Origin of the sequence: Chitinophaga solisilvae (genome assembly GCF_009928525.1) — a bacterium.
GTDB lineage: Bacteria > Bacteroidota > Bacteroidia > Chitinophagales > Chitinophagaceae > Chitinophaga > Chitinophaga solisilvae.
Window position 1 is genome coordinate 1 of the sequence record NZ_JAABOK010000002.1, and the last position, 19,417, is coordinate 19,417.

A 19,417-nucleotide genomic window follows, 5' to 3' on the forward strand; every position below is an offset into this window, starting at 1 on the left:
TATTCATGGTATTTTAAAGTGTGGTAACTTAAATCTACCAAAAAAAGGGGGCAACTGCCCCCTTTTTTCTTGTAGTAGGTCTGATTTTTACCGGACACCAATGATTACGAATTGCGAATTACGAATGCAGAAGCGAAGATCAAAACGTAGATTAAAGGTGATATTTAATAGATATCCCTAATAATCTACGTTTTGATCTTCGCTTCTGCATTCGTAATTCGCAATTCGTAATTCGTAATTCAAAGCTTATTGTATCCACCCTGGATTCTGCGGATACGGCGTCCCCGTTGTTGTCGCATCTATCTGGTCCTGTGGAATAGGGCGCAGTAAGTGTTTGGGCTCTTTGAAGTTGACGCGTGAGTCGTCATCATTGTGGGCCCTGATTCTTTCTGCGAGTTTGCCTGTTCTGGCGAGGTCCAGCCAGCGGATGTTTTCACCGGCGAGTTCGCGGGAGCGTTCATCCAGGATGAAGTTGATGTTGAGATCGGCGGCGGTGACGGTCATTTTGGTTTTGTCGCCGGTAGGATAGGCGGCTCTTTCACGGATAGCGTTGATGTATTGAACGGCTTCGCCTGTGCGGCCGCTCTGCATGAGGGCTTCAGCGGCTATCAGGTAGGTTTCTGCCAGGCGGTAGGCGATGATGGGCCGGATGGAAGGCGCATTCATGTCTGAACGCTTGGTATCTACGTATTTGCTGATGGCAGGCGACATCTTGATGGAATATTTATCAGAAGGCATCAGCGTGTAGGGCGCTGCTGCTATCTGCGCGCTGCTGCGTTTGCCCTGCGGCATATAAATGCAGGTATCTCCCAACTTCATCTTAGGACCACCGGCAACGGCGCCGGCAGGCGCTCCGGGAGGCAACGGGTTCGGCCATTTCGGAATGCTGGAAGCATTGTTGCAGAACCATACCGTCTGAAAACTTTTGTTGAAGCGGGTATCGTTCACCCTTTCCGCAAATACGGTATCCGTTAACCATTTAGTTGGTACGCAGCGGATATAGGGCCGTCCGTCGCGGATGTTGCGGGTCATGCCGTCTACTTTTTCATACTGTGGCACGAAGAGATGTACCAGCATGTTATCCGGTGTGCGGTTGTCCTGCTGCGGCGATCCGTTGTAAGCCAGGCTGGCGGTATGTTGTACGGACCACAGTACTTCTGCATTGGCTTCATTGCCTTCCGTGAAGATACTGCCGAAGTCGGGCAAAAGGTTGACTCCCTGCCCTGATGCGGTACTGATGGCATCGGTGGCATAGGTGGCGGCATCCCGGTAGTCGGTGCCCTGTGCAGCCTTGCTGCCGGCGCGGGTAAGATATACCCTTGCCAGTACGTGTTTGGCGGCAAGGGCGTTGGCTCTTCCGAAGTCGATGCCTTTAGGCCCCGGCGGAAGATCAGGGATCGCATCTTTCAGGTCTTTGATGATGGCTTCATATACTTTCGCCAGCGGATCTCTGCTGGCAGAAGTAAGCGGAGAGGAGATGAAAGACTGCGTCAGGGTTACATCTCCCCAGAACTGCACCAGCACGAAATAGTAATTGGCACGGAGGAACCTGGCCTCGGCGATAGCTTTCTTCCGGATGTTGTCTGCAAGACCGGGAGCGGATGGTCCGAACTCAATCACGGCGTTGCAGGTGTTGATGTAAGTGTAGATGTTATTCCACTGGGCTTTGAACTTACCATCGCTGGCAAGCAGTCCCGGATCATAGGTCATGAACACGTTATTGCCGTCGTTCCCTCTTTTGAATTCATCGGTGCCGGGAGTGGTCAGGGAGAAATAGTCTTCGCAGCCCCAGACGGTGCGCATACCTGCATAAGATGCATCCAGCGCAGCATTTACACCCTGGGATGTTTTATAGAAATCCGCTGTCAGTACGGAGTATGGCTTTTCGTTCAGCATTTTGTTGCAGCTGCCCAGCAAACCGGCGGCAGCAGCGATACCTGCAATGAGCAATATTTTTTTCATAGCGCACAGTTTTGAAATTATAAAGTAAGATTAACCCCGAAAATCATAGACCAGGTAGAAGGCGTGTCAGCATTGATATTACCGGCAGATTCAGGATCTATGCCGCGGAACCTGTTCCGGTATTCGGAGAGGAAAATAAACGGATCCTGTGCGGATACATATACGCGCAGTGAACGCGCCTTCAGCTGCTGCACAAACGATGACGGCACCGTATAGCCGAGACCGATAGTACGCACTTTCAGGTAGCTCCCGTCAAAGTATCCAAGCGTACTGTTGTACTGTGGTTGTGTTCTGGACTGGTTAGGCTTGGGAAAATGATTTTCCCCGTTGTTGGGTGTCCAGTAAGGAACGTTCAGGTTATTGTAGTTGCCCTGGAAGGTGTTGGCAAAACCGCCGCCATACAGTTTGCTGTTCAGCGTACTGCCTATTCTGGCATTTACCACGATGGTAAGATCAAATCCCTTGTAGCTGAAACGGTTGGTCATACCGCCTTCCCATTTCGGTTGCGGGCTGCCTACAATAGTTTTGTCTGCATCGCCGAAAGTGCTGTCCCGGTTGATATCTTCAATGCGGATGTTACCGATGATAGAACTGTTGCCGGTTACTTTCTGTCCGTAGCGCAGCGCCAGCATGGAATCAGCTTTGGTATTCTGCCATACGCCTATACGTTTGTAATCATAATAGGAGCCGATGGGAGAACCGACAAACCAGTTGTTGGCAATATCCTGTTGTATGCCGTTGTACAGTTCCACAATTTTTCCTCTGTTGACAAAGAAGTTGATGTCGGATGTCCAGGTAAAATCGTTGGCCTTTTTCCCCTGAATATTCACCGTAGCAACGTGTACTTCCCATCCCCTGTTTTCCGTTTTGCCTACGTTCACGAGCACATCTCCCGGAATACCGCTGGTGCCGGGCAGATGCAGCGGTAACAACAGGTTGCTGGTTTTCGCTACATATCGTTCCACGCTACCGGTGATGCGGTTGTTAAACAGTCCGAAGTCAACGGCGATGTTGGCAGTGGTCGTGTATTCCCATTGCAGGTTCGGATTAGGCGCTGTGTTGATAAAGATGCCGGTTACATTGCTAGAGCCGTAATTGTAGTTGATTGCTTTTAAGGCACCGAGCGTCTGGTAGGGATTGATGGCGGTATTACCGGTGCGGCCGTAGGTAGCGCGGATTTTCAGGTTACTGAAAGTCCGGCTGTCTTTCATGAATTTTTCATTGATGACATTCCAACCGATTGCAGCAGAAGGGAAACCTTTGAATTTATTGCCGGGTGCGAGTCTGGAGCTACCATCGCTGCGCGCGGTGAGTGTGAGCAGATAGCGGTTATCGAAGCTGTAGTTCAGCCTGCCCATATAGGAGATGATATTCCATTTGCTTTCCGCACCGGAACCCGCGAGGTTCAGGCCGTACTGTGCGTTGAAGTATTGCAGTCCGTCAAACAGCAGGGAGTTGTTGTTGAAGCTGTTGGACTGATTGCTGGATTCCTGCATACTGTATAATCCGGTGAAATCTACATGGTGTTTACCAAAGCGTTTGTTATATATCAGCAGGTTTTCCAGGGTATAGTTGATGTTGGTATTATACTCGTTGCTGCTGGTATTGAGGCCGCCGAGGTTATCGGTGGTTTTGCTGCTGTAGAAGCTGCCGTAGTTATCACTTTTAATTTCCGCACCACCGTTGAAGCGGTATTTTAATCCGGGGAGGATGTTCACATCCAGGTAGGCGGTAGTGAAAGTTCCGGAACGTTTTCTTCTTTCCACTGCGGCGCCGGATTCAAAGTTGGCGAGCGGATTCCAGATCTGTTTGGCGCTGCCGGAGAGAAAATCATTGATGATAGCGCCGTTGCTGTCATAGGCAGGAGCCATAGGACTGCCTCTCAGTGCCTGTCCCATCGGATTGGCACTTTCGCCGTTGGTAACGGAGAAGTTATTCAGGCTGCTCACACCTATTTTGAATATTCTGTTGATCTCATGATCTACGCTGGCTTTGATGGTGAAGCGTTCGAAAGCCTGACCGGTGTAAATACCGGTTTCCTTGTAGTAGCCTGCGGAAGCGCTGAACTGTGTTTTTTCGGTACCTCCTGAAATGCCCAGCTGATGGTTGGTCATAAGACCGGTCCGATAGATGAGGTCCTGCCAGTCCGTGCTTTTGCCGGCTGCCAGCTGTCTCCTTTCTTCTGCATCAAAGCCATCGATGAGGATCTGCGGATCTTCCCAGCTGCTGTATTTGCGCGGTGGATCCTGTGTGCCGTTCCAGTAGGCCCATCTTTTCAGGTCGGCATATTGTTCTGCATTCATGAGATCATATTTGCCGGCCGGTTTTACAAAGCCGCCATAGCCGCTGTAGGTGATAACAGCCTTTCCGTTTTTACCACGTTTGGTAGTCACGAGAATAACGCCGTTGGCGCCTCTGGAACCGTAGATTGCCGTGGAGGATGCATCTTTCAGTACATCAACAGAGGTAATGTCATCCGGATTAAGATCGTTGATGTCGCCGTTGTAGGGGATACCGTCTACTACAAATAACGGAGCGTTACCGGCTTTCAGGGATCGGGAGCCTCTGATAAGAACAGTAGGCTTTGCGCCTGGCTTGCTGTTACCGCCGCTTTTCTGAATGTCGATACCGGCGCCTTGTCCCTTCAGGATGGTAGTGAGGTTAGCAGCGGGAATATCGCGCAGCGCCTGACTGTTGATGGTGGTGATAGAGCCGGTTACATCAGATCTTTTCTGTGTACCATAACCTACCACTACTACTTCATTGAGTTCTCCCTTATCTGCTATCAGCGGGATGGTGATATTGAGCATATTCGTCTGCTCTACTTTCAGCTCTTTGGTAATAAACCCGGTATAGGTGATTTTGATAGGGCTGTCAGGCGGTACGCTGAGCCGGAAACTGCCATCTGCAGCGGTGGCAGTGCCGTGTGTAGTACCTTTGACTACAACGGTGGCGCCGGGCAGTGGTTCGCCTGATTGTGATGTTACCCGGCCCGCTATAGTAACGGTTTTTTGCTGGGCGTATAACGTTGACGTACATACGCAGAAAGATAAGAGCCAGCACAACAGCAAGGTACTGCTGAGCAGGCGGGGAGCTGCGCGCATCCCTGACCAGAACAGAAATTTCATAACGTTAGTTTTTGTTGATAAAATGACGGTAATTGAGTAATGGTAGTTTTTATTCGGTGAGATCCTTTCCACTTAGCCTTAGTGCCAGCTGTGCTTCAAACAGGGAGGCGGGAGCTACAGCCTGCCCCGGAAGCTGATTGATGCCGGCATTTTCTGTTGTAACCTTTGTATCTGATTGAAATCCTGCCAATATTGGAGCAGCAATGGTATAGTTCCTGCGTTTATCCATATCCCAGAAATTGTAATGTTGTGGTTGGGCAGCGCTGTGCAGAAAATTCCAGAACACCAGCTGCCGTCCGTGGTGCGGATGACCTGGTTCGGGGCCGCCCAGATTATAGAACACGCCGCCGTGGATGTTGTCGAACAGTGTTGCGTAAGGCTGGCCCGAATGGCTGTCGATGTTCTGATCTGTTCCCAGATCGCATTGTGTGATAACGGTGCCAGCAGCACTGTAACCTGTTCCCGGCCCGTGATGCTGTGCGCCGTTGAAATGGCATTGCCTGATTAATACGCCGTAGCCTGTGCGTGCATGCACGGAGGCATGTCCTTTTTTCCCGGTAAAGGTTACCTGTTGTACGGTTACCTGATACCCGGCATTGATATGGATACCTTCATTCCAGTCCTGGAAAACGCAGTTACGTATCCAGCTGTTTTTCACGTTTTCCATACCAACTGCTTCCCAGGCATAATCATGGATTTCATTCTTATGGTGAATAAATTCTTCGGGATATGTTTTCCAGTTGCTGCTGAAGCGGATGTTGGCGATACCGCATTCTTCGATGCAGTTGTAGGTGAACAGTTCAAACGGTTTGTCTTTAACAAGATGAATATCCAGGTGCAGCGGATTTTTGAAGGTAACGCGGTTCCCTTCAATTTTTGCGATAGTATGGATTTCAGCGATGCGCATACCGCCATCAGGCCCTGATAGCCGCGTCCATTGGGGTTTGAGTGGCAGCGGACTGAAATACCATCTGGTCCAGGCTTCGCTGCGATGCCTGATGACAACATCCTGACCGGGTTGCAGCAGGGAAGCATCTGCCACTTCTACGGTAAATGTTTCTCTGGCAGCATCTGCAGTAATGGCCGTTAATTTTTTTGATACTGCCTGAGCCGGGCGGAAGAGGATTTGCCGGTCGTTGATTCTTTTGTTGTGCTGATAAATTTCTGTGCCGCCTTCATCGCTGCCGCTGCCCAGCAGGATGATGTTGCTGCCGGTAATGAGTAGTTGCTTTTTGTTGTCTTCATCCGGGGCAAGCAGGAATTTACCTTTGGGAAAGAAGACGACGCCTCCGCCGGGATGCGCTGCAGCCGCATCTATAGCGCGTTGTATGCCTTCGTCATCATAGAGGCTGTCATTGGGGACAGCGCCGAATTGTGTGACATCAAATTTTTTCCCTGCGGAAACATCCGGCAGGGGACGTTCTGAGAAATGATAACCGGCATAGGAATAATCAGGAAGTACGGGGATGGTCTTATTTTTCCGGGCGCTGACAAAATCCTTCCAGAGCGGCGCTATTGGCGGCGCTGCAACAATCTGTCCGTCTACTGTGATATTTTTTGCCCTGCCTTCAGGTTGCAGCAGGGGGCCTGCGCCGGATGCCGTCTTTACCTGTTGCAGTTTTACATCCCTGGAATCACCGATGCGTATTACGGGTGGAGCGCTGTTTCCGGCGGGTAATGTCCAGTTGCTGAACTGTACCTTTTCAATATCACCGGCGATGATGGCAGGACGTTGATCTGGTTTATCCGTGGTATAGGTGATGTTATGGAAACGGATATTTTTAGCGTGACGGATATACAGGCCGTAGGCAGGGATTTGTTTGCCGAACATTTTTATCTCCGGGTAGTCGCCTTCCCTTTCTTCGAGTATAGCGCGCGCATCGGCTGCAGTGCCATCTCCCGGAACGTTTATCTGTATATCTTCCAGTGAAATACCATCTATATAATAACCGGGTATACCACTGATGAGCATACCTGTCCAGGCGCCATGCTGTACTTTTACATTTTTGATACGGATGTTGCTGATGCTGCCCACCTCCTGTTTTGCGTCGGTTTCGCGGAATGTCTTGAGTCTTGATCCCAGTCTGATGATAACGGGCATATTCACTTTCTCCATACGTATGTCGTGTATGTCGATGTTACGGAGATGAGATCCGTCTACGGAGAAAAGTTTGATGCCGCCTTCCCGTGCAAAGGCTACATCGATGTTGCTGACACGGATATTTTCGAAGTTGCCGGCGGATTCTGTACCAAATTTAATAGCGCCTTCTCCGGTATTGATTTTAATGTTGTCTACTGTCACATCTTTGCAGGGGTACGGGCTGGTAGTTTTGAAACAGATGGCATCGTCGCCGCTGTCAATGTCACAGTTGCTGATCTTAACTTTCTCGCAGCAGTCAATATCAATACCATCGTTGTTGCCGAGGCCGCGGCTGCGGATGGTTACTTTTTCTGCCAGGATGTTGCTGCAGCGGAAGAAGTGCATTGTCCAGGCGGTAGGCCCCTGTAAATGTATATCCGTTACCGTTATATGGCTGCAACGTACGAACCTTACCAGGAACGGGCGTCGTTCGTGGCCGCCGGAAACCCTTACCAGCTTGCCCTGACCGTCGATAGTGCCTTTTCCGGTGATACCGGTATTTTTTGCATTTACAGCGCCGATGAGCGAGTAACCCATTTGTTGCCCGAGGCCGTCTTTAAATCCGTCTACCACCTGGTAGTCTTTAATATCGGGGCTGCCGAGCAGGGTTGCCTGTTCTTCGACGAGCAGCATTACGTCGTTTTTTAGCAGCAAAGTGCCGGTGAGCCAGGTTCCCGCAGGAACCCGGACTTTTCCGCCACCCTGGGCTGAACAGGTGTCTATAGCTCTTTGTATAGCGGCGGTATTGAGTGTTTTGCCATCCCCTACGGCGCCGTAGCGGGTTATGTCAATGACACGGTCTTTACCGTTTGCGTATACGGAGGCGACTATCAGCGTGAGACTGATAATCCATATTCGTACAAATTTTATCATAGCCCTATGGGTATAAAGAGACGGGGAATAACAGATTCTCATCTGTTATTCCCCGTTATTTTTTAGAGTGAACCTGTAGTCTCTATTTTGATGACGGTGGCTGCAGCATCCGGTGCAGTGGCCGGAACGTTGATGACCAGGCCTTCTTCTGTGGTACTGGTTGTTATTTTGGCGCCGTTGGCGAGCAATCCGGCGCTGGTGATTTTATTTTTCATTCCGGGTACCAGCAGTTTTCCATCAGCGGGCCAGTTGAATACATGAAAGTATAGGGTAGTCTGCTGACCGTTTGTTTTTTTGGTGCAGCGGCCCCAGGGGAGAGCGGCGAAGGGGCTGCCGTTGGTAGCGTAGATGGATTCGCCGTTGACCTTCATCCATTGTCCGATGCCTTTAAGTCCATCGATGCTGCCTTGTGGAAACTGACCGAGTGCATCGGGTCCTACATTGAGCAGGTAGTTACCATTTTTGGAGGCGATGTCTATCAGGTTCCTGATGAGTGTTTCCGTGCTTTTCCATTTATGGTCATAGCTTTTGTAGCCCCAGGTGCCGTTCATGGTCATACAGGTTTCCCAGTCGCGGCCATCCAGTTCGGACTGCGCAGGAATTTTCTGTTCAGGTGTTTTATAATCGCCGGGGAAGTTAGGGCGTTTCAGGCGGTCGTTGGTAATGATGTTGGGCTGCAGTTGGAGTGCTTCCTGTAATTTTTTTGCGTATTCGTCCGTCATGTTGGTGGGTGTATCCCACCAGAGTACGGCTACTTCGCCGTAGTTGGTGAGTAGTTCTTTCACCTGTGGTACGGCCACCCTGTCGATGTATTCACCCATGGAAGCGCTGAACTGTGCGGGATCCCAGTGGCCGTTGTTGGCCTGGGTGAAGGCATCTATTGTAGCGGAGTCGGGGTTAGGCCATCCTTCCGATGCTATTTTGCGGGCAGCAGCGCCGCCGGGGTTGTTCCAGTCCTGTGCCTGTGAATAGTAGAAGCCGAGTTTGATACCATATTTTTTGCAGGCAGCAGCCAATGGTTTCAGTACATCTTTGCCATAGGGGGTGGCATCTGCGATGTTCCATTTGCTGGCGGCAGATTTGAACATGGCAAACCCGTCGTGATGTTTGGCGGTGATGACAATATATTTCATACCTGCGTCCCGGGCTGTTTTTACCCATGCGTCCGCATCATATTTAACAGGATTGAATTGCCGGGCATACTGCTGATATTCTGCCACCGGAATTTTTGCGCGGTTCATGATCCATTCGCCGCCGCGGCCTACCTGCTGACCTTTGTAATTGCCTGCCAGCACGGCATAGTCGCCCCAGTGTATGAACATGCCGAAACGGGCTTCCCGCCACCATTTCATATGCTGATCGCGGGAGACGGATGTCTGTGCATAGATCGTCTGTGCCGCAATACCAACAGACAACAGAATGAGAACCAGTTTTTTCATGACGTGTTTTTATAAGTAAGTGGAATATTGGCGTAGGGTCTATTTACGGATTTTGTGATTTATTGATTTTGAGATTTGAAATGCAGCGGACATCTTTCTTTATATATCTCCGCTGCATTTCAAATCTCAAAATCAATAAATCACAAAATCCGTAAATATTTCTGCAATCGTTTGCATTATACTGAAAAAAAATAAGCGCGGGGCGCTTCCAAGATTGAAAATTGATTTAGTTGATACCTCTATTTATAAACGTCGTTTGTACACTAAAGGTCGGAAATAATCGATCCGGAAATTGTATCGATTTTATCTTTTTGTTGTGCTTTTTTCACATTATTCTGTTGTCATGTCTGTTTGCTGCTGATTTCGGGGAATGACATGTTATCTTAGCTGTGAACAACTTGCTTAAAACATGATGGTGAACATGAAAACTATGCTGGGCATAGCGCTGGCTATGGGGATAGCCGGGCATTTACAGGCGCAGCAGCGTACTGCTGCATCCGGAGCGCAGCGTCCTAATATCGTACTCATCTATGCGGATGATCTTGGTTACGGCGATGTGAGCTGCAACGGCGCTACCAAAGTACGTACGCCTAATATTGACCGTCTGGCTGGCCAGGGTATACGCTTTACCAACGGCCATGCCTCTTCTGCTACGTGTACACCTTCCCGTTATTCGCTGCTCACCGGGCAATATGCCTGGCGTAAAAAAGGTACCGGCATTGCGCCCGGCAATGCTTCCCTGATTATTGACACCGCCATGAACACGCTGCCACGCATGCTGCAGCGAGCCGGCTACGCTACCGGCGCTGTAGGTAAATGGCACCTGGGCATCGGTGATGAGAAAGGGCCGGATTGGAACGGCGAACTCAGGCCGGGGCCGCTGGAGATTGGTTTCAGTTATTGCTGGATCATGCCGGCTACGGCAGACCGTGTTCCCTGCGTATACGTGGAAAACAGCCGCGTAGCTAACCTGGATCCCAACGATCCTATCCGCGTAAGTTATACAGCGCCTGTAGGCAATGAGCCTACCGGTAAAAAGAACCCGGAGCTGCTGGTCATGAAATCTTCCAACGGCCACAACAACGCTATCGTAAATGGTATAGGCCGCATTGGCTTCATGCAGGGAGGCGCCGCCGCCCTGTGGAAAGACGACCGCATTGCAGCTACGCTCACCGGCAAAGCCACAGACTTTATTATCAATCATAAAAACACGCCTTTCTTCCTCTATTTCGCAACGCATGATATTCACGTGCCCCGTGTACCCGGAAAGGAATTTGAAGGCAAGAGCGGGCTGGGAGTACGCGGAGACGCCATTCTGCAGCTGGACTGGACTGTAGGGCAGATCATGCATACGCTGGACAGCCTGCATATTGCTGATAACACCGTCTTCATTTTTACCAGCGACAACGGCCCGGTTGTAGACGATGGCTACCAGGACCAGGCAGTGGAACTGCTGAACGGACATACGCCTTCCGGCAAATTCCGCGGCGGCAAATACAGTAATTTTGACGCAGGTACCCGCGTTCCCTTTGTAGTACGCTGGCCAGGCAACATGAAACGCGGCGTTTCCAACGCACTGGTAAGTCAGGTTGATTTCCTCGGCACCTTCGCCGCCCTCACCGGACAAACCCTGCAGCACGAAGACGCACCGGACAGCTTCGACATGCTGCCCGCTTTTACCGGCAAGGATAAAAAAGGAAGAGCATCCGTCATAGAACATGCAGGTGCTCTGGCTATCATCCATGGCAACTGGAAATATATTGAACCCGGCAACGGCGCACGTTACGACCACAGCGTAAATATTGAACTCGGCAATGATCCCGCCCCTCAGCTATATGACATCGCCGGAGATCCCGCCGAAAAAAAGAATGTCGCCGCACAACACCCCGAGGTGGTAAAGGCACTCGCTGCAGAACTACAGGCGTTGAAAGATGCAGGGAGAAGCAGGTGAGTTTTTTAATTACGAATTACGAATTGCGAATTACGAATGTAGAAGCGAAGATTGAAACGAAGATTTAGGGAGATAATAATTAAACATTTCTTTTAATCTTCGTTTCAATCTTCGCTTCTACATTCGTAATTCGTAATTCGCAATTCGTAATTCAAAGCCATCATTATCTCTCAACATATGTAAATGTTTCCCCTCCCTCCCTTTCTTACTTTCGCCTGAAATACAATAATATGGAGTACACAATTCTTGTGCTGGTCAATGCTACCAGCCTATGGCTTTCTATGCCTCGTACGGAACGGGATTCCTTTGTGGAGAAGGAAGTACGGCCGATACTGAATCATTTCAGCGACCGCTGTAATATCAGGTTGTATGATGCTGATTTCACCAATGCTGCCATCTCCGACTTCCTGATCGTAGAAACAAATGACCTGAGTGCATTCGGATTTATGATGGGCTACCTCCGCGAATCAAAAACCTTTGCCGCCCCCTATTTCACCGTACAGCAACTGGTAGTTGGGGTTGCCAACAATTTCAGGGGATCCATGGATGTAAAAGATTTAATTATTTAATTATTTAATCATTTGAGATTTTGTATCCGATCATGGTATTCCTTTAACTTAGCAGTACAAAGGAATACCATGAATGAAAACCAAATCTCAAATAATCAAATCTCAAATAATCAAATAAACATAGTGAAAATGATACCGGTAAATGACAAAATAATATCTTTGAATTTTGCAAACGATTGCATAAATTTGATATAGCCAGGATCTGAACAAACCATATTATATCTCGTACCAAGTTTATTATAGCCTTAATTCTGATGTTATTAACCGGAAACTCCCAGTAGCACAGTGTTGTAGAAAACCCGTTTCCCAACTTTTACACAATTACTTTCATCAAAAAAACAGTTGTATGCGATCCCAGTAATTCAGATTTTCCCTTCCAGGTACGCCCGCCTGCGTTATGGAATTTATTGCAGTGTATAACCACAACGGATATACGCTTTAGGGCCCGTTATGCCTACAATCAGGCCATATTTTATAACCTTTTCCCACTAAAAGCATTGTATCATGAGAAAAAGATACACAATTACCGGTTTCTTATTACCGTTGTTTTTGCTGATGCTTTCCCTGTATGCCGGCGCACAATCCCTGCCTGCAAATTTCCAGCGCGTACAGGTAGCCAACGGCATCAGCAGCCCCACAGCGATGGCTTTTATCCCTGACGGCCGCATACTGGTGTGCCAGGAAGGCGGTCAGCTGCGTGTCATCAAAAACGGCAGCCTTTTATCTGCACCAGCCGTTTCACTGTCTGTCAACAGCAGCGGTGAACGCGGGCTGATCGGCGTGGCCGTAGATCCCAACTTCGCCACCAATAAGTACATCTACCTGTACTATACGCACACCTCCGGACCACACAACCGCGTGAGCCGCTTTACCATGAACGGAGATGTGGCCGGTGCTGAACTGGCGATCCTCGACCTGCCTACTTTAAGTGCCATCTACCACAACGGTGGTGGTCTTTCCTTCGGCAATGACGGTAAACTGTATGTATCTGTAGGTGATAACAAGGTGGGTAACAATGCCAGCAACCTGGACAGCTACATGGGTAAAGTGCTTCGTATCAATACCGATGGTACAGTACCGGCTGGCAACCCCTTCAGCGGTGGCGCACAACGCAGCCGCGTGTGGGCTTATGGCCTGCGTAACCCGTTCACTAATTCCATTGACCCTGTCAGTGGTAAAATATTTGTGAATGACGTAGGCGAATCTACCTGGGAAGAAATCAATGATGCCACCACCGGCGGCCGCAACTTCGGATGGTCCACCCAGGAAGGCAACTGCAGCGGCAGCTGCTCCGGGCTTACCAATCCATTATACCTGTACCGTACTAACAGAGACGGCAATCCTCCGGACGGACAAGGCTGCGCCATCAACGGCGGCACCTTCTTCAACAGCGCTATCAGCAATTATCCCTCTACCTATAACGGTAAATATTTCTTCCTCGACTACTGCGGCGGATGGATCAACTACATCAACCCCGCATCGCCTACCCGCACAGCTTTCGGAACAGGACTGGGCGGCGGCATGGTGTACATTAAACAAGGCACCGATGGTAACCTGTATTACCTGAGCCGTGATAACAGTGCCTTGTACAAAATTGTGTATACCGGCACACAGGCGCCGGTGATTTCCACACAACCGAAGAACACCACTGTGCCGGCCGGCCAATCTGCTACCTTCAGTGTTACCGCCATCGCCAACCCTGCGCCGTCCTACCAGTGGCGTAAGAACGGCACAAACATCAGCGGCGCCACGGCAGCGTCTTATGTTATTGCCAATGTACAACCCGCCGATACCGGCCTGTACAGCGTAGTAGTAAGCAACAGCGCAGGCAGCGTAACCAGCAGCAACGCCAGACTAACAGTAGCTGCACCCAATGTATTGCCGGTAGCCACTATCACCGCTCCGGCAAACGGCGGACTTTTCCGTGCAGGCGACACCGTTAGTTTTGCTGGAAATGGCACTGATGCGGAAGATGGTACCCTGCCTGCCAACGCATTCACCTGGTGGGTGGACTTCCATCATGCGAACCACGTACACCCCGGACCACAGCTGCAAGACAGCGTTAAGAACGGTAAATTCGTGATCTCTGCGGAAGGACATACGGAAACAGATATCTGGTACCGTATATACCTCGCCGTGAGAGACAGCCGTGGTGAATACGATACTTCCTATGTAGAACTGTTCCCCGTTACTTCCAATATCACCCTCAATACCCAGCCTGCAGGACTGCAGATTAAACTGAATGATATTCCGTTCACTACGCCTTATTCTTCTGCTACCTTGTCTGGTATGGTAAGACCCATGGAAGCCGCATCACCACAGGTGCTGAACGGGGTTACCTATATCTTCGATAAATGGCTGCATGGTGGTAACAGGGTACAGAATATCACCATCAACGATCATGATACTTCATATACCGCTGTGTTCAAAGCCGCTCCGGCAGCCACCTTGCTGAAACCTACCAACGATGCCTATGTAAGAGACGGCTCCAATGCAGCTATCACGCATGGTACTACCGACTCTACCTGGCTCATTACCAAGGTATCGCCTGCCGGTCAGCTGAACAATGCGCGGGAAGCCTACCTGGCCTTCGACCTTACCGGCACTGCCGGTAATGTATCTGCCGTAGTGCTGAAAGTATATGGTAAAGTAGATGGTACCACCGCCATCAGCGTACCGGTAGCCGTTTACCCGGTGAGCAATACCACCTGGTCAGAAAAAACCATTACCTGGAATAACAAGCCCGCATCCGGTACTACACAGCTGGCTTCAACGGTGCTGACCAACGACAGTGCCAGGTATTATACCTGGGATGTTACCAGCTACGTGCAGAGCGAACTGGCAGCCGGCCGCAAGAAAATATCCCTGGTGCTGAAAAGCCTGCAGGCGCATGATCCGCGCATCTTCCTGAATGCGAAGGAAGCCGGCGCTAATCCTCCGCAACTGTCTGTCATCGGTGATTCTACCGGAGGCCCGGTTTGCACGCCGGTTACTGCCAGCGGTGACGACGGCAACGTAGCAGCCAACACCATAGATAATGATCTCAACACCCGTTGGTCTGCCTCCGGTGAACAGTCGATACAGTTCTGTCTCGGTAATCCGACTGCTGTCAGCGGTGTGAAAATATCCTTCTACAAAGGAGATACCCGCCGTTCGCTCTTTGATATACAGGTGAGCAACGATGCTGCTACCTGGACCAATGTAGCTACCGGCCTGCAAAGCAGCGGTACCTCCACCGCCTTTGAAACCTTCTCCTTCACCGGTGTAACGGCTAAGCATATACGTATTCTGGGCCACGGTAATAACGTGAACGCCTGGAACAGCTACAATGAGGTACAGTTTGTTACCGGCGCAGCACTGGCTAAAAACACCGGACTGGCTGCCATGACTATCTATCCGAACCCTGTGGGGGCCGCCTTTACCGTGAACTTCCAGCTGCCTTCCGATGGTTATACCACCCTGGCAGTATACGATATGAGTGGTAAACAGCTGCTGATTCCGGTGAACGGAAGACTTAACAGCGGCGCCTATACGAAAACGGTTCCGGCAGGATCTCTTCCGGCAGGCATCTACCTGATTAAGCTGGTACATAATGGCAAAGCAGTCAGCAAGAAAATTATCAAAGATTAACCATAAACAGTAACTATGTATATCAGCAAAAAGCACAGATTTTTATATGTTGTAATCTCCCTGTTAAGCCTGCAGTTCAACGAACTGCAGGCCACTGACCGGTTTGTGACCAGCAATTCGCAGTTAACATCTGCTATCAGCGCCGCACAGCCGGGAGACAACATCATCCTGAAAAACGGAACATGGTCCAATGCTGCCATTACCTTCAGTTCCAACGGTACTGCGGCTGCACTGATTACCATGCGCGCAGAAACACCCGGCGGTGTCACCTTCTCCGGCGCCTCAACGTTGACCATTACCGGTAAATACCTGGTAGTAGCCGGTTTTCGCTGGACTAACGGTAATATAGACGCTAACATCGTTACCATTCAGGGCAGCTATAACCGGGTAACGCAATGCGCTATGATTAACTATAATGCCGGCAAGAAATGGATCGTGCTGGATGGTTTTAAATTGCGGGTAGACCATAACCGGTTTGAAGGAAAGAATACAGCTGATCCTACCATGCAGATTGAAGTGAAAGATAAAACGGCAGATTATCACCTGGTAGATCATAACCACTTTGCACAACGCCCTTCCCTGGGCGCCAATGGCGGAGAAACGATCCGCGCAGGCTACAGCGGCCAGATGGATAACATCTCCAGAACTATCTTCGAATATAACTTATTTGAAGAATGTGATGGAGAAAATGAAATCATCTCCAACAAATCCTGTGAAAACCTGTACCGGTTCAATACCATCAGGAAATCGCAGGGGCAGTTCTGTTTCCGTCATGGCGACAGAAATGTGGTGTACAGTAATTTCTTCCTGGGAGAAGGTAAGAGCGGCACCGGTGGCGTACGCGTGATCGGCTCCAAAAATTATATCATCAACAATTATTTCTCCGGTCTGGATGCGGAGAACTCCACCGGCGATGCGGTCATTATTCTGCAGAAAGGCCAGAGCTATGCTTCCGGCGAAGTACGCTTTAATCCGCAGATAGACAGCTGCGTGATTGCCTACAATACCATTGTGGGCAACATCAGCGGAAAGGCGTTGGACCTGAATAACGGCGGCCGGCCTTTATCCCCTCTGAATGTGGTAGTTGCCAATAACCTGATCAGCAGTACTTTAAGCAATGTAGCTAATTCGCTCACCGGCACAGAAGACTGGCGGGGCAATATTTTCAGCGGTCCGCTGGGTGTTACCAATCCGGGTGGCATCGCAGTGAGGAATCCGGGGCTGACCGCCAACAGCTGGAAATTACTCTCCAACAGTCTTTCCATTGATTCCGGGAAAGGCGGCTGGGGCGGCATTCGTGGCATTGCAGGCCTGGATGTGGATATGTCCGTAGCCTATGATATTGACGGGCAGCCACGTACCAGCAAGAAAGATGTTGGCTGCGATGAGGCAGTAAGCGGTACTGCTACCAACAGACCACTGACGACTGCTGATGTGGGACCTGAATATCTCGGCGGTCCTGCGTCAGATATTGCAACGGCTGACAGTGCGCCCGCAGCGGCTGTAGCCGGACCTAATACGCCTGTAGGCATTAACGGCCAGCTGAAAGTTATAGGGCTGAAACTCTGCAACCAGTACAACAAACCTATACAGCTGCGCGGTATGAGTACGCATGGCCTGCAGTGGTATGGCTGGCAGCAGTTCCTGAACGATGGCAACCTGGATACCCTGGCCAGCTGGGGAGCAGATGTAATTCGTATATCCATGTACGTGCAGGATGGCGGTTACCAGGATTTCCCGGATAAATTTACCACCATGGTCAATACCCTGATTGATGAAGCCTCCGAACGCGGTATGTATGCCGTGGTGGATTTCCATCAGCTTAAACCCGGTGATCCGAACTACAACCTGGCAAGGGCAAAAAAATTCTTTACAGACATTGCCACCAGGAATAAGAATAAGAATAATATCCTGTATGACATCTGCAATGAGCCGAACGGTGTCAGCTGGGCTACCATCAAAAGCTATGCAGATCAGATTATTCCGCTGATACGCGCTATTGACAATGATGCGCCTATCCTTATAGGAACACATGCCTGGTCCAGTATGGGTATTTCCGACGGCCGTTCTGCGCAGGACATTGTGAGCAACCCGCTTAACTATACCAATATCATGTACAACTTCCACTTCTATGCGAAGGATCACAGAGATCAGTACCTGAACGAGTTAAGCTGGGCGGCAGACAGGTTACCGGTATTTGTTACAGAGTTCGGCACCCAGGAAGCCAGCGGTGAAAATGCCAATGATTTTGTGATGGCGCAGAAATATATAGATATGATGCGGCAGAAGAAAATCAGCTGGGTCAACTGGAACTATTCGAACGACTGGCGTTCCGGCGCTGTATGGAAAGAGAGCGTAGGCGCCAATGGCCCGTGGACAGTTGCCAACCTGAAAGAAGCCGGTGTGTGGATACGCAGCAAAATCATGAGCCCTGCAGACGATTTCCCTACCGGAGATACCAGTACGCCTGCCTGTGTGCCGGTGTCTGCCAGCAGCCATGATGGTAACGTTCCCGCCAATGCCATCGATAATGACCTGAATACCCGCTGGTCAGCTACCGGCAATAACGAGTGGATACAGTTCTGTCTGGGTACCGCTGCCAGCGTAAGCGGTGTGGATATCGCCTTCTTCAAGGGCAATGAGCGCCGCTCGCTCTTCGATGTGCTGGCAGGAAACGATGGCATCAACTGGACAACGGTGGCCAGTGGTTTACAGAGCAGCGGTACCTCGCTGAATCTGGAATCGTTTACATTCACACCAATAACGGCAAAGTATATACGAATTGTGGGGCATGGTAATAATGTCAATGCCTGGAACAGTTATGCGGAAGTAGTGGTGAAAACCGGCGGCGGCACCTCCACGCAGGTAGTACTGCCGGCAAGGGCAGACGCCTATGTGCGCAATGGCGCCTCCTATGCAGACATAGCACATGGTGTGACTGATTCTGCCAAGCTGGTGCTGAAGAAAAATCCGACTACCACTGCGGGTAATGACCGGCTGGTATATCTCTCCTTTGATCTGAACAGTGTAGCCGGTACCGTTAGTAACGCCACCCTGAAAATTTATGGGCGTTTATCGGATAACCGCTCCACTAATATACCGGTGGGCGTGTATCCGGTGGCAAATACCAGCTGGACGGAAAACAGCATTACCTGGAATAATAAGCCTGCGGCAGGCACTGCAGCACTGAAAAGCGCTACGGTGACTGATTCCATCGCGCGTTACTATACCTGGGATATTTCAGGATACGTACAGGCAGAAAAAGCGGCCGGCCGCAACATCATCTCCCTGCTGGTGCAGGCCGATGGCGCCAGTACGCCGGTGATGAACTTTGAATCAGCTGAATCAGGCAGCAACGCGCCGCAGCTGGTAGTGACAGCTACAGCGCCGTCTCTGCTGGCCAGGCAGGCAGCTGTACCCGTTGCAGATCAGCCGGCAGAAAAGCTGACGGTGCTGCAGGTATATCCTAACCCTTCACCGGAACATTTCACGATCAGCTTCTCCCTGAAATCAGCCGGCTTTACTACACTGGCTGTGTACGATATGACCGGCAAAGTAGCGGCCACCCTGGTAGAAGGCAATCTTCCTGCGGGTAGCCATACCCGTAGTTTGTCCGGCGCAACGCTGCCCACCGGCACCTACCTGGTAAAACTGGTACACAGCGGGAAAGTAACCGTGAAGAAAATCCAGAAAATGTAGTTATTTGATTATTTGGTTATTTGAGA

The 19,417-nt window shown here is 50.2% G+C and carries 8 protein-coding genes; 4 read left to right on the top strand and 4 right to left on the bottom strand.

What is annotated here, in order from left to right; translation table 11 throughout:
• Positions 1-246 precede the first annotated feature (246 nt).
• From GWG06_RS02860 to GWG06_RS02875, 4 genes are all read right to left on the bottom strand, one after another.
• On the bottom strand, positions 247-1,962 hold the full coding sequence (locus GWG06_RS02860; RefSeq protein ID WP_160711210.1) for a RagB/SusD family nutrient uptake outer membrane protein: 1,716 nt from the start codon (positions 1,960-1,962) through the stop codon (positions 247-249).
• Positions 1,963-1,979: 17 nt separating this feature from the next.
• Positions 1,980-5,090: a SusC/RagA family TonB-linked outer membrane protein gene (locus GWG06_RS02865; RefSeq protein ID WP_160711212.1), complete on the bottom strand. Its 3,111-nt coding sequence runs from the start codon at positions 5,088-5,090 to the stop codon at positions 1,980-1,982.
• Between the two features lie 49 nt (positions 5,091-5,139).
• A complete protein-coding gene (locus GWG06_RS02870) occupies positions 5,140-8,103 on the bottom strand; it encodes a DUF4955 domain-containing protein (protein ID WP_160711214.1) in 2,964 nt (987 codons plus the stop codon).
• A 62-nt stretch (positions 8,104-8,165) separates the two neighbouring features.
• On the bottom strand, positions 8,166-9,542 hold the full coding sequence (locus GWG06_RS02875) for an alpha-L-fucosidase (protein WP_160711216.1): 1,377 nt from the start codon (positions 9,540-9,542) through the stop codon (positions 8,166-8,168).
• 421 nt (positions 9,543-9,963) lie between these two features.
• Between GWG06_RS02875 and GWG06_RS02880 the strand changes: the two genes are divergently transcribed.
• The 4 genes from GWG06_RS02880 (at position 9,964) to GWG06_RS02895 (ending at position 19,391) form a co-directional block, all read left to right on the top strand.
• Complete coding sequence (locus GWG06_RS02880) at positions 9,964-11,493, top strand: sulfatase family protein (RefSeq protein ID WP_202182934.1); 1,530 nt, start codon at positions 9,964-9,966, stop codon at positions 11,491-11,493.
• A 230-nt stretch (positions 11,494-11,723) separates the two neighbouring features.
• Positions 11,724-12,062: a darcynin family protein gene (locus tag GWG06_RS02885; protein ID WP_127041960.1), complete on the top strand. Its 339-nt coding sequence runs from the start codon at positions 11,724-11,726 to the stop codon at positions 12,060-12,062.
• 504 nt (positions 12,063-12,566) lie between these two features.
• On the top strand, positions 12,567-15,692 hold the full coding sequence (locus GWG06_RS02890; protein ID WP_160711218.1) for a PQQ-dependent sugar dehydrogenase: 3,126 nt from the start codon (positions 12,567-12,569) through the stop codon (positions 15,690-15,692).
• A gap of 15 nt (positions 15,693-15,707) precedes the next feature.
• Entirely contained in the window at positions 15,708-19,391 is a 3,684-nt protein-coding gene (locus tag GWG06_RS02895) for a chondroitinase-B domain-containing protein (RefSeq protein ID WP_160711220.1), read from the top strand.
• Positions 19,392-19,417 lie beyond the last annotated feature (26 nt).

Excerpts from the sequence above, each read along its gene's own strand:
- GWG06_RS02890 (WP_160711218.1), top strand. The coding sequence starts at position 12,567 with ATGAGAAAAAGATACACAATTACCGGTTTCTTATTACCGTTGTTTTTG.
- GWG06_RS02870 (WP_160711214.1), bottom strand. The coding sequence starts at position 8,103 with ATGATAAAATTTGTACGAATATGGATTATCAGTCTCACGCTGATAGTC.
- GWG06_RS02895 (WP_160711220.1), top strand. The coding sequence starts at position 15,708 with ATGTATATCAGCAAAAAGCACAGATTTTTATATGTTGTAATCTCCCTG.
- GWG06_RS02880 (WP_202182934.1), top strand. The coding sequence starts at position 9,964 with ATGAAAACTATGCTGGGCATAGCGCTGGCTATGGGGATAGCCGGGCAT.
- GWG06_RS02860 (WP_160711210.1), bottom strand. The coding sequence starts at position 1,962 with ATGAAAAAAATATTGCTCATTGCAGGTATCGCTGCTGCCGCCGGTTTG.
- GWG06_RS02865 (WP_160711212.1), bottom strand. The coding sequence starts at position 5,090 with ATGAAATTTCTGTTCTGGTCAGGGATGCGCGCAGCTCCCCGCCTGCTC.
- GWG06_RS02885 (WP_127041960.1), top strand. The coding sequence starts at position 11,724 with ATGGAGTACACAATTCTTGTGCTGGTCAATGCTACCAGCCTATGGCTT.
- GWG06_RS02875 (WP_160711216.1), bottom strand. The coding sequence starts at position 9,542 with ATGAAAAAACTGGTTCTCATTCTGTTGTCTGTTGGTATTGCGGCACAG.